The 11,836-nt window shown below is 68.9% G+C and carries 11 protein-coding genes; 8 read left to right on the top strand and 3 right to left on the bottom strand.

Features of this window, described 5'->3' with window-relative positions; all coding sequences use genetic code 11:
- Positions 1-16: 16 nt before the first annotated feature.
- Positions 17-523, bottom strand: a complete 507-nt coding sequence (gene gpt / locus SLNSH_RS14225; RefSeq protein WP_106337675.1) for a xanthine phosphoribosyltransferase — start codon at positions 521-523, stop codon at positions 17-19.
- Positions 524-712: 189 nt separating this feature from the next.
- Positions 713-1,477, bottom strand: a complete 765-nt coding sequence (locus SLNSH_RS14220; protein ID WP_106337674.1) for a competence/damage-inducible protein A — start codon at positions 1,475-1,477, stop codon at positions 713-715.
- A 100-nt stretch (positions 1,478-1,577) separates the two neighbouring features.
- Here SLNSH_RS14220 and sfsA point away from each other — a divergent pair, with 100 nt between their 5' ends.
- On the top strand, positions 1,578-2,288 hold the full coding sequence (gene sfsA, locus SLNSH_RS14215) for a DNA/RNA nuclease SfsA (RefSeq protein WP_106337673.1): 711 nt from the start codon (positions 1,578-1,580) through the stop codon (positions 2,286-2,288).
- 77 nt (positions 2,289-2,365) lie between these two features.
- On the opposite strand, the gene SLNSH_RS14210 is transcribed toward sfsA, so the two are convergent.
- Positions 2,366-3,214: an FkbM family methyltransferase gene (locus SLNSH_RS14210; RefSeq protein WP_106337672.1), complete on the bottom strand. Its 849-nt coding sequence runs from the start codon at positions 3,212-3,214 to the stop codon at positions 2,366-2,368.
- Between the two features lie 155 nt (positions 3,215-3,369).
- Here SLNSH_RS14210 and map point away from each other — a divergent pair, with 155 nt between their 5' ends.
- The 7 genes from map to SLNSH_RS14175 all read left to right on the top strand — a co-directional run bounded on the left by map (position 3,370) and on the right by SLNSH_RS14175 (position 11,836).
- On the top strand, positions 3,370-4,197 hold the full coding sequence (gene map / locus SLNSH_RS14205; RefSeq protein WP_106337671.1) for a type I methionyl aminopeptidase: 828 nt from the start codon (positions 3,370-3,372) through the stop codon (positions 4,195-4,197).
- A 7-nt stretch (positions 4,198-4,204) separates the two neighbouring features.
- Positions 4,205-4,915, top strand: a complete 711-nt coding sequence (gene radC, locus SLNSH_RS14200; RefSeq protein WP_106337670.1) for a RadC family protein — start codon at positions 4,205-4,207, stop codon at positions 4,913-4,915.
- 360 nt (positions 4,916-5,275) lie between these two features.
- Positions 5,276-6,694: a circularly permuted type 2 ATP-grasp protein gene (locus SLNSH_RS14195; protein ID WP_106337724.1), complete on the top strand. Its 1,419-nt coding sequence runs from the start codon at positions 5,276-5,278 to the stop codon at positions 6,692-6,694.
- A complete protein-coding gene (locus SLNSH_RS14190; RefSeq protein WP_106337669.1) occupies positions 6,687-7,628 on the top strand; it encodes an alpha-E domain-containing protein in 942 nt (313 codons plus the stop codon). The genes SLNSH_RS14195 and SLNSH_RS14190 overlap by 8 nt, the downstream gene beginning before the upstream one ends.
- Before the next feature lie 47 nt (positions 7,629-7,675).
- Entirely contained in the window at positions 7,676-8,494 is an 819-nt protein-coding gene (locus SLNSH_RS14185; RefSeq protein WP_106337668.1) for a transglutaminase family protein, read from the top strand.
- 298 nt (positions 8,495-8,792) lie between these two features.
- A complete protein-coding gene (locus tag SLNSH_RS14180) occupies positions 8,793-9,545 on the top strand; it encodes a proteasome-type protease (RefSeq protein WP_106337723.1) in 753 nt (250 codons plus the stop codon).
- A 56-nt stretch (positions 9,546-9,601) separates the two neighbouring features.
- Complete coding sequence (locus tag SLNSH_RS14175) at positions 9,602-11,836, top strand: putative bifunctional diguanylate cyclase/phosphodiesterase (protein WP_146140267.1); 2,235 nt, start codon at positions 9,602-9,604, stop codon at positions 11,834-11,836.

Here is an 11,836-nt window from a genome sequence, read left to right as displayed (position 1 = left end):
CCGCGCAGGCGCCGGGTCAGCCGCGGTGGTTCTCCGCGATGGGCGCCTGGTAGGCGAGGCCCATGTCCCACGGGAAGTAGATCCAGGTATCCTGGGACACCTCCGTCACGAAGGTGTCGACCAGCGGGCGTCCCAGCGGCTTGGCGTACACGGTGGCGAAATGCGCGTCGGGCAGCATCTCGCGCACCACCTTCGCGGTCTTGCCCGTGTCGACCAGGTCGTCGACCACCAGCACGCCCTTGCCGCCCTCGCCGCCGAGGCGCGCGACTTCCGGCGCGATGCCCTTGAGCACCCGCAGCTCACCCTGGGAGGTATAGTCGTGGTAGCTCGCCACGCACACCGATTCGATCACCCGGATGCCGAGCTCGCGCGACACGATCGCCGCCGGCACCAGTCCGCCACGGGTGATGCACACGATGGCCTCGAACGTCCCGGCGCCCGCGAGGCGCCACGCCAGCGCCCGGGCGTCGCGATGGAACTGGTCCCAGGAGACCGGAAAGGCTTTCGGCTGCGGCTGCGACATGGGGGGCCCTTTGTGCTGATCAACGCGGCTCGACCAAGCGAGCCGTAGCGACATTCTCCGCCGTCATCCCCGGCGCGCCGAAGGCGCGGGAAGGGGATCCAGGAGGCTGCTGCCGAGCCCCCTGGATCCCCTTCCCCTTCGCCGCTGCGCGGCTCCGGCCGGGGATGACGGCGGGCTTGAGCGTCCTGCTCACGGAACGGGCGCGGGGCGCGCGGCCACGAGCTCCGCGATCAACGCCTCGACGGCCGCCTTTGCGGCGGCGAGGAGCGCCTCGTCCCGCGAGCGCACCACGATCTGGTTGTTGAAGGTCTTGCCGGTGAAGTTCGGGTAGGACCCGATGATCACGCCCGGGTGCGCCTTCTGGATGGCCCCGAGTCCGGACGCATAGGCGCCCTCGGGCGTCCCCTGTGCGTCGATGGAGACGGACAGCATGGTCCTCCCGCCTTTCAGCGTGGGGCCGATATTGTCCATCATGGCCTGCATGATGGAAGGCACGCCGGCCATCACGTGGACGTTGCCGATGCGGAAGCCCGGAGCCTTGGAGATGGGGTTCTCGATCAGGTCCGCCCCGTGCGGAATCCGCGCCATCCGCAGCCGCGCCTCGTTCAGGTCGGCCGGGTTCTCGTAGCGGGTGCGCAGCATCGCGACGGCGCGCTCGTCATGCGAGATGCCGACCTCGAAGGCCTTGGCGACGCAATCCGCCGTGATGTCGTCGTGGGTCGGGCCGATGCCGCCCGTGGTGAACAGGTAGGTGTAGCGGGCGCGAAGCGCGTTCACCGCCGCGACGATCTCGTCCTCCTCGTCCGGCACGATGCGCACCTCGCGCAGGTCGATGCCCATGGCGGTGAGGTAGTCGGCGATGTAGCCGATGTTCTTGTCCTTGGTCCGCCCGGACAGGATCTCGTCGCCGATCACCAGGACGGCGGCTGTGACGGGGGCATCGGTCTCGGACATGGCGGGCGCTCCGGCGTTGAGCGCATGTATCGCGCCACGGGCCAAGGCTCAAGGGAACCCTGCCTTGCAACACGACATGAGGGGCCTGTAATCACCGCGCATGCGCTTCCCTGCCCCGCTCATCCCCGCCCGCCTCGTCCGCCGCTACAAGCGCTTCCTGGCCGACGTGATCCTGGAAGACGGGACGGAGATGACCGTCCACTGCGCCAATCCGGGCGCCATGCTGGGCCTGGCCGCCCCAGGCTCACGCGTGTGGCTGTCGCGGTCGGGCAACCCCGCCCGCAAGCTGAGCCATTCGTGGGAGCTGGTGGAGGCGGAATTCGGCCGTGGGCCGGAGCTGGTCGGCATCAACACGAGCCACCCCAACCTGATCGCCGCCGAGGCGGTCGCCGCCGGGCTCGTCCCTGAACTGGCCGGCTACGGGCGCCTCACCCGCGAGGTGAAATACGGCCGCAACAGCCGCATCGACCTGCTGCTGAACGGCGACGGCCGCCCGCCCTGCTACGTGGAGGTGAAGAACGTCCACCTCATGCGCGAGCCCGGCCTGGCCGAGTTCCCGGACTGCGTCACGGCCCGCGGCGCGAAGCACCTGGAGGAGCTGGGCGACATGGCCGAGGCCGGCAGCCGGGCCGTGATGCTGTTCGTGGTCCAGATGGCCGCCGACCGGTTCGACCTCGCCCGCGACATCGACCCAACCTACGCCGCCGCCTTCCTGCGCGCCCGCGAGCGCGGCGTCGAGGCCCTGGCCTACGCCTGCCGCATCACGCCGGAGGAGATCGTCCTGGACCGCCCGGTGGCGATCCGGGGCTGAACGGCCCTGCCGTCATTGCGAGCGCAGCGAAGCAATTCACGGCCGCTTGCGGCGCTTGCCGCAATTCGGCTGCTCCCTCACTCCCGGTCGAAGATCAGGTTCACCCGCGTCCGCTTCACCAGCTTGTAGCCCTTCGAGGCCAGCAGGGCCGGCAGGTCGATCTGCCATCGGCCCACGCCGTTCTCGATGATGAAGGTCTGGGGCCACAGGCTTTCCGGCGCCGTGCGCAGGAAGGGCTCCAGGATCAGGTCCTCGGCGCCTTCCACGTCCAGCTTGATGGCGTCCACATGGTCGAGCCGCTGGTCGCCCAGCAGCTGCTGTAGCGTCACGGCCGGCACCTTGATGGCGTTGCCCTCGCCGAAGCCGACGATCTTGACGCTCGATTCGCCGTGGTTGTTCGGGTCCACGAACAGCGTCACCTCGCCCGCCTTGTCGGCGACGGCGCAGTCCACCGCCTTCACGGTGCCGAACGGATTCTGGCGGATGTTGTACACGAGCCGCTCGAACACGTTCGGCTGCGGCTCCACGGCCAGCACGCGCCCGGTCGGGCCGGCGAGCCCGGCCACGAACAGCGCGTAGCCGCCCACGTTGGAGCCCACGTCCACGAAGGTGAAGCCCTCGTGGATCCGCTCCGCCAGGTAGGCGCGCTCGTCCGGATCGAAGAACTGCGGCGTGAACAGCAGCCGCTTTTCGCAGACGTTGTTATAGGGATAGAGCCGCATGCGCGCGCCGAGCGACTGCACGTCCACGGGCCGCCCGCGCAGCATCCAGATCGCGATCTGCCGCAGCGCGAAGGCGGCGCGCCGGCCGGCCCAGTTGCGCGGCATGCGCCGCGTCATGTCGATCAGCCGCTTGGGCACGCCCGCCGGGTCGAAGGCGCCATAGGCGCCCGCCTCGGACGGCGAAAGGGTTCGGGTGTCCTTCATCGTGGCGGAGAGGACTACCGGTTTACGATCCGGAAAGGAAGTCCGCAGGCTACCAAAGCTGGGGGCGGATCTTGCGCCGCGCCCCGCTTTGGCCCATGTGAAGAGCAACTCATCCCGTACCGCTGGGCGCCCGCGCCCGCCATCCCGAGTCCGACATGACATTCGTCGACGCGTCCGTCGCGGCCGGCCGAAAGACCGGCGAAATCAAGATCCACGGCCCCGAGGCCTTCGAGGGCATGCGCAAGGCCGGCCGGCTCACCGCCGAGGCGCTCGACCTTCTGGTCCCCGCTGTCCAGCCGGGCGTCACCACCGAGAGCCTGGACAAGCTCATTTTCGAGTTCGCCATGGACAACGGCGCCTATCCGGCCCCGCTGTTCTACCGCGGCTTCCGCAAGGGCATCTGCACCTCCATCAACCACGTGGTCTGCCACGGCATCCCCAACGAGAAGCCGCTGCGCGAGGGCGACATCGTCAACATCGACGTCACCCTGGTGGTCGACGGCTGGCACGGCGATTCGAGCCGCATGTACTGCGTGGGCGAGACGCCCCGCCGCGCCGCTCGCCTCGTCGAGGTCACCTATGAGGCGCTGATGATCGGCGTCGCCCAGGTGAAGCCTGGCGCCACCACCGGCGACATTGGCGCCGCCATCCAGGAGTTCGCCGAGGCGGAGCGCTGCTCCGTGGTGCGCGATTTCTGTGGGCACGGCCTCGGCCGCCTCTTCCACGACGAGCCGAACATTCTGCACTATGGCCGCCGCGGCGAAGGCGTGCCGCTGAAGGCCGGCATGTTCTTCACCATTGAGCCCATGATCAATCTCGGCAGGCCCCACGTGAAGGTTCTCGGCGACGGCTGGACGGCCGTCACCCGCGACCGTTCGCTTTCGGCCCAGTTCGAGCACACGGTCGGCGTCACCGAGACCGGCTGCGAGATCTTCACGCTCTCGCCCAAGGGCTGGGATCAGCCGCCCCACAAGATCGCCTGAGGCCCCCATGAGCAGCGATGATCTCCCCGGCAAGGACGCTTCCGGGGAGGATCATCGCCGCGGCCACCGCTCTAGGTTGAAGGACCGCTTCGCGCGCGCAGGCCGCGCGGGTCTCGCGGACTACGAATTCCTGGAGCTCATCCTCTTCCGCTCGATTCCCCAGCGGGACGTGAAGCCGCTCGCCAAGGATCTGATCGCCCGCTTCGGCTCGGTGGCCGAAGTGCTGGGCGCCCCCATCGCGCGCCTGCGCGAGGTCGAGGGCGTGGGCGAGTCAACCGCCCTGGATTTCAAGATCGTGGAGGCCGCAGGCCACGAGCTCGCCAAGGGCGCCGTCGGCAAGCGCGTACAGCTGGGCTCGTGGTCAGCGGTGATCGACTATTGCCGCGCCGCCATGGCCTTCGCCGAGAAAGAGCAGTTCCGCATCCTGTTCCTCGACAAGCGCAACGGCCTCCTGGCCGACGAGGTGCAGCAGACCGGCACGGTCGACCACACGCCCGTCTACCCGCGTGAGGTCATGAAGCGCGCCCTGGAGCTTTCCGCCTCCGCCATCATCCTGGTCCACAATCATCCCAGCGGCGACCCCACGCCCTCCGAAGCAGACGTCCGCATGACCCGCGAGATCGCCGACATCGCCAAGCCCCTTGGCGTCGTCGTGCACGACCACATCATCGTCGGCCGCAACGGCCACTCGAGCCTGCGTGGGCTCCGGCTGATCTGACCTCTCCGTCATGGCGAGCGCAGCGAAGCAATCCAGGCGCGCAGGGCTGAAGCGGCCCCGCCGTCATGGCCGGGCTCGTCCCGGCCATCCACGGCGGCGTGCAGGGCGTGGATCCCGGCCACAAGCATGAAGGCCAACGGACGCGCCGCGCTTGCCGCGACGATTCAGTCGCCAGGCCAACTGGCGCCATAAGCCCCCGCTGTCAGCTCACATTTCACCCAAAATGACCTGTTCTGCCCAAGAAGCAGGCACAAGCATCGCCCATTCCCGCGCGTGCTTCTAAAGCAGCGCTGGCATGACCTTTGCGGTTGATCGCACGTTGTGTCAGCGTCATGGGACGCGGCCTGGAGAGGGATGCACATGGCGTCGGCGTTCGATGAGATGAACGGCGCGGAAGGCGAAATCCGGGAGGCCTACGCCGCGCTGAAGCGCTGGCTCGACACCGCCCCGGCGGACCATCTGGCGCTTCGGCGCAGCCAGGCGGAGCTCTTCTTTCGCCGCATCGGGATCACCTTCGCCGTCTACGGGGACGCGGAGTCGACCGAGCGCCTCATTCCGTTCGACATCATCCCCAGGGTGCTCACGAAGCCAGAGTGGACGCGCCTCGAAGAGGGCCTCGTCCAGCGCGTCAGCGCGCTGAACGCCTTCCTGGCCGATCTCTACGGCCCGCGCGAATGCCTGAAGGCGGGCGTCATCCCGGAGGATCTCATCTACCGGAACGCCGGCTTCCGGCCGGAAATGGCCGGCCGCGCCGTGCCGCACGGCATCTATTGCCACATCGCCGGAATCGACATCGTCCGCACCGGACCCGACGACTTCCACGTGCTGGAGGACAACTGCCGCACCCCGTCCGGGGTCTCCTACATGCTGGAGAACCGGGAGGTGATGATGCGGCTGTTCCCGGAGCTGTTCTCCGACAACCGGGTCGCCCCCGTCGAAAACTATCCCGACTCGTTGCTCGCCACCCTGCGCTCCGTGGCGCCCAGGACGGCCGGGAGCGATCCCGTCTGCGTGCTCCTCACCCCGGGCCAGTACAACTCGGCGTTCTACGAGCACTCCTTCCTGGCGGACAAGCTCGGCATCGAGCTGGTCGAGGGCTCGGACCTCTTCGTGCGCGACGACGTCGTCTACATGCGCACCACGGAAGGACCGAAGCGCGTCGACGTGATCTACCGGCGCATCGACGACGACTTCCTCGATCCCCTTGCCTTCCGGCCCGATTCGGTGCTCGGCGTCCCCGGCGTCGTCAGCGCCTACCAGGCCGGCAACGTCACCCTGTGCAACGCCATCGGGACGGGCGTGGCCGACGACAAGGCGGTCTATAGCTACATGCCGGAGATCGTCCGCTTTTTCAGCGGCAAGGACCCTATCCTCAACAACGTCCCCACCTGGCGCTGCCGCGAGAAGGACGCCCTGTCCTACGTGCTCGACCACTTGCCTGAACTGGTGGTCAAGGAGGTCAACGGCTCCGGCGGCTACGGCATGCTTGTGGGCCCGCACGCCACGAGGCAGCAGATCGAAGACTTCCGCCGCAAGCTGAAAACGGCGCCCGACGGGTTCATCGCCCAGCCCACTTTGGCGCTCTCGACCTGCCCCACCTTCGTGGCCTCGGGAGTGGCGCCCCGGCACGTCGACCTGCGCCCGTTCGTGCTCACCGGCTCCGACCGGATCCGGATCGTCCCCGGCGGCCTGACCCGCGTGGCGCTGAAGGACGGGTCCCTGGTGGTCAATTCCAGCCAGGGCGGCGGAACGAAAGATACCTGGGTGCTCGATGCTTAGCCGGACCGCCGACAACCTCTACTGGATCTCGCGCTACATGGAGCGGGCCGAGTTCCTGGCCCGCATCCTGGACGCGACCGCCCGCCTCGCCACCCTGCCGGCGGCCTATGGCGGCGCGGGCAACGAGTGGGAGAGCGTGCTGCTCACCGCCGGGGCCGCCGAGGGCTTCGCGGCCCTCTATGACAAGCCCACGGAGCGCAACGTCACGGAGTTCCTGGCCTTCAGCCCGGAGAACCCCTCCTCCATCCGCACCTGCTTCGAGCGGGCGCGCTCCAACGCCCGCGCCGTGCGCACCGCCCTCACCGGCGAGATGTGGGAGGCCATCAACGGCGCATATCTGGAGTTGGGGCGCTACGAGCCGAAAAACATGACCCGCGAGGAGTTCGCCCGCTTCCTGGAGTGGGTGAAATCCGCCTCGCTCGCCTTCGACGGATCCGCCTACCGCACCATGCTGCGCAACGACGCGTACTGGTTTTCGCGGCTCGGCGTCTACATCGAGCGCGCCGACAACACGGCCCGCATCCTGGACGTGAAATACCACGTCCTCCTGCCGGAGAACGAACGCATCGGCGGCAGCCTGGACTACTTTCAGTGGTCCACCGTCCTGCGTGAGGTCTCCGCCCTGACGGCCTACCACTGGGTCTACCGGCAGAGTCTCCAGCCGTGGCTCGTGGCCGACCTGCTGATCCTGAACCGGCAGATGCCCCGCTCCCTGGCGTCGTCCTACGAGAACATCGTGCGCTTCCTGGACGACATCGGCTCCGCCTACGGACGGCAGGGCGTGTCCCAGCGGTTCAGCCGCAACGTCCTGACCAGGCTGGAGAACACCCGCATTGAGGACGTGTTCCGCAGCGGGCTGCACGAGTTCATCTCGGGCTTCATCGCCGACAACACCAAGCTCGGGTCCGTCATCGCGGACCAGTATCTCCTCTGAACGGCGGCCCGGCCGCAAGGCCGGGCGACAGCCGCCGGACCACGCCCATGCGCATCCGCGTTTCCCACCATGCCACCTACCGTTTCGACCCGCCGGCCAAGTCGCTGATCCAGACCCTGCGCCTGACGCCCCGCAACCACGAAACGCAGTTCGTCGTGAACTGGCGGCTCGACGCGGACGTCGATGGGCGCCTGCGGCCAGGCGAGGACGCCTTCGGCAACGCCACCCACGTGCTCTCGGCCGCCGGCCCGATCGAGCAGCTCACGGTGAGCGTCGACGGCGTCGTGCAGACCCAGGACGCGGCCGGATTGGTGCGCGGCGCCGTGGAGCGCTTTCCGCCTGCGCTCTACCTGCGGGAAACGCCGCTCACCGTGGCGGACGAGGACGTCCAGGCTTTCGCCGAAGAGGCCGTCCAGGGCTGCGGCACAGATCGCCTTGACGTCCTTCACCAGCTCATGGGCGCGATTCACGAAGGCGTCGAGCGGACGCCCGCGACCGCGGTGGCGACCTCGGCGGCCGAGGCGCTGGCGGCCGGAACCGGCGACTCCGCGGCGTTGAGCCACCTCTTCGTCTCTTGCGCCCGGTTCCTCGGCGCGCCTGCGCGAGTCGTGAGCGGCTATCTCTGGTCGCCCGAAACCCAGGTGGTCGCCCAGGGCGGCCACCGGTGGGCGGAGGCCCATGTTCCCGGCCTGGGCTGGGTCGGCTTCGACACGCTCAACAAGCTGTGCCCGACAGCTTCCTATATTCGAATCGCCGTGGGGCTCGACGAACTCGGCGCCGCTCCGATCCGCAGTTCTCACACGGCCTCCGGGGCGTCGCCGGCCTTTCGGCTGCGCATCGACGCCCAGGAACAGTCCCAGTCCTGAATGTCCGGCGCGCTCCGTCGCGCAGTCGCCAAAGCCGTCCTTGTGAGGAGCGCGGCGAGGAAGCGATCCAGGTCGTGGGCGCGCCCCCTCGATCGCTTCGCTACGCTCGCGATCACGGCGGAAGGGCCCCTCAGCAGGAGAGCCGGAGCAGCACGCCGTCATCCTCTCCGCATTTCGACGCCCTTCCGCGCCGCGGCTGCATCCGCGTATAAGCGATCGCAGGGCCGGCGACCGCCTCCCGTGAAGGCTCGGCGCCGTTCCGGCCGTGGACACGAAGCCTGAAGCGGACCTCAAGCCCATGACTTACTGCGCCGGCATCCTCGTTCGAGACGGCCTCGTGATGATCGCCGACACCCGCACCAATGCGGGCCTGGACAACATCTCCACCTTTCGCAAGCTGCACCTGTTCGAGTGTCCCGGCGAGCGGAGCATCGCCCTCGCCACGGCCGGCAATCTCTCGATCTCCCAGTCCGTGATCAGCTTCCTGCACGAAGGGGTCGAGAACCCCGAGACGGGCGAGGTCGAAACGCTGCTGCAGGCGCCTACGATGTTCAGGGCCGCTCAGTTGGTTGGCCGGGCCGTGCACAAGGTCCGCGTGGTGAACGGCAAGAGCCTGGACGAGGCGGGCGTCAAGTTCGATGTCTCGATCCTGGTCGGCGGCCAGATCAAGGGCGGCGCGCCGCGCCTGTTCATGCTCTACGCGGCCGGTAATTTCATCGAGTGCGGGGTGGAGACGCCCTATCTCCAGATCGGCGAGCACAAATACGGCAAGCCGATCCTCGATCGCGCCATCACCTTCGACACGAGCCTCGACGACGCGCTGAAGCTCGGCCTGATCAGCATGGACTCGACGATGCGATCGAACCTCGGCGTCGGCCTGCCGATCGACATCGTGACCATGCGGCGCGACGCGCTGGCGCCGGAGCTGGTCCACCGCATCGAGGCGGGCGAGCCCTATTTCCACGACCTGCGCGAACGCTGGTCGGCCGCCTTGCGGGCGGCCCACATCGCCATCCCCAAGCCGCCCTACCGGCCCGCCCCGCGGTCCTGAGAGGATTGGTAAGATCTTGATGCGATAACGGCCGCCAAGGTGGCCGGAGTTGCGTCATGGCCTGGAGTTTCGCCCGACGAGCGTCGACGTCGGTGACGGCCCGCATTGTGTGGCCCGTCGCCGCGGTGCTCGTGTCGTTGCTGGCCCTCGCCGTGGGCGGCGTGATGCTGGCCAGCCAGCGCGCCAACGAGATCGCGCGCGATCGGCAGCGCGCCACCCTGACCGCCGTCCTCGACCAGCAGCGCGACGCGGTGCTGCGCGACCTCGCCCTCACGCTCGCCACCCCTGACGCCATCGCCTCCCTGCGCCATCCCATGTCGCCGGAGCGCGCCCAGCGCTTCATCGGCGGCACCCTCGAGAGCGCCTTCGGCTTCGACCAGTCCTTCGTGCTGACGCCGGAGGACACGGTGGTCACCGGCCGCGTCGCCGGCGAGTCAGCCGACCAGCGCCGTTTTTCCTGGCTGCGGCCCTACCTGATCGGCGCCGTCCAGGCCGTCCGCGACCGCGTCGCCCAGCGGGCTCTGCGCCGGGATCCCAACGCCCTCCCTGACGCCCCCGAGGTCGAGCTGATCCGCAGCGGCGAAGCGCGCCTGCTGCACGACGGCTCCGCGCTGCGCGTCATCGCCGCCATGCCGGTGGCGACGGACGACAACGGCGGCGCTTTCGGGGGTCTCGTCGCAGTGGGATCCATGCCGCTGGGTCCCGAGGCCCTGACGCGCATTGCCCGCTCCACCGGTCACGAGGATCTCCGCCTCGTGCAGGGCGAAGCCGGCCTCGAGGCCGGCGGCGTCCCGGTCACCGACGAGCAGGGCTACATCAAGGCAGCCCTGGCCTGGACGCCGGAGCGGCCCGGCGACGTGGTGTTGGAGCGCGTGCTGCCCGCCGTGGCCGCGGCCCTGCTGGCCATCGGCCTGTTCTCCGCCTTCATGTTCGCCCACGTGCGGCGCGTCACCACCGACCTCGTGACCCGCGAGGCGGAGGCCACCCACCTCGCCAACCATGACCGCCTCTCCGGCCTGCCCAACCGCGCCTTCTTCACCGATCGGCTCGACGCCGAGCTGGCCAGGCTCGCGCCCGGCGGCGACGGCATCGCCGTGCTGTTCCTAGACCTCGACCGCTTCAAGGAGATCAACGACAGCCACGGCCACAGCGCCGGCGACGCACTGATCCGCATCGTGGCGCGTCGCCTGACGGGCGTGCTGCGCGGGGCGGACACCCTGTCCCGCTTCGGCGGCGACGAGTTCGCCATCATCCAGACCGGCGTGCGCAGCGCCCACGACTGCGCCTCCCTGGCCCACCGCGTCCTGGACGCCATCCGCGAGCCCATCGAGCTCCACGGCACCCTGGCCTATATCGGCATCTCCATCGGCATCGCCATGGCGCCCGACAACGCCAACGAGCGCGACCTCCTGATGCGCCTCGCCGACGTGGCCCTCTACCGGGCCAAGCGCGAGGGCCGCAACCGCTACTCGTTCTTCGAGATCGGCATGGACGAGACCCTGCGCATGCGCAAGATCGTCGAGGAGGACCTGCGCCAGGCCATCACGCGCGACGAGATCGGCGTCGTCTACCAGCCGCAGTTCTCCGCAGACGGCCGCAAGGTGCTCGGCGTCGAGGCTCTCGTCCGCTGGACCCACCCGGTGCACGGCCCCATCTCACCCGCGGACTTCATCCCCGTCGCCGAGCAGCGCGGCCTCATCCCGCTGCTGGGCGAATATGTCCTCCGGCGCGCCTGCCGCGACGGCAAGCGCTGGAAGGGGATCAGCGTCGCCGTGAACGTCTCGCCTGTGCAGTTCCGCCAGAAGGACTTCGTCTCCACCGTCGCCCGGATCGTCCAGGAAGAGGACATGGAGCCAGCCCGCGTCGAGCTGGAGCTCACGGAAGGCGTGCTGGTGGACGACGCCGACGGCGCCGAGAACGCCATGATGGAGCTGCGGGCGCTGGGCCTTCGCTTCGCCCTGGACGACTTCGGCACCGGCTACTCGTCGCTGATCTACCTGCGCCGCTTCGCCTTCGACAAGATCAAGATCGACCGCTCGTTCCTCGAGTCGATGGAGACCACCGGCGAAAGCGCCATCCTGGTGCACTCGGTAGTCCACCTCGGCCGCGCGCTGGGCCTCACCGTCACGGCGGAGGGCGTCGAGACCACGGAGCAGCAGCGCTTCCTGCAGGCCATCGGCTGCCACCAGGTGCAGGGCTTCCTGTTCTGCCGGCCCGTCGCCGCCGAGAAGATCGACGAGCTCCTCGGCCTCGTCGGCGAGGACGGCTCGGTCGAGCGCAAGCGGGCCTGA

Origin of the sequence: Alsobacter soli, from assembly GCF_003004785.1 — a bacterium.
GTDB classification, from domain to species: Bacteria; Pseudomonadota; Alphaproteobacteria; order Rhizobiales; family Beijerinckiaceae; genus Alsobacter; species Alsobacter soli.
Note: the sequence above shows the minus strand (reverse complement) of the source record. Positions and strands in the feature narration are given on the sequence as shown.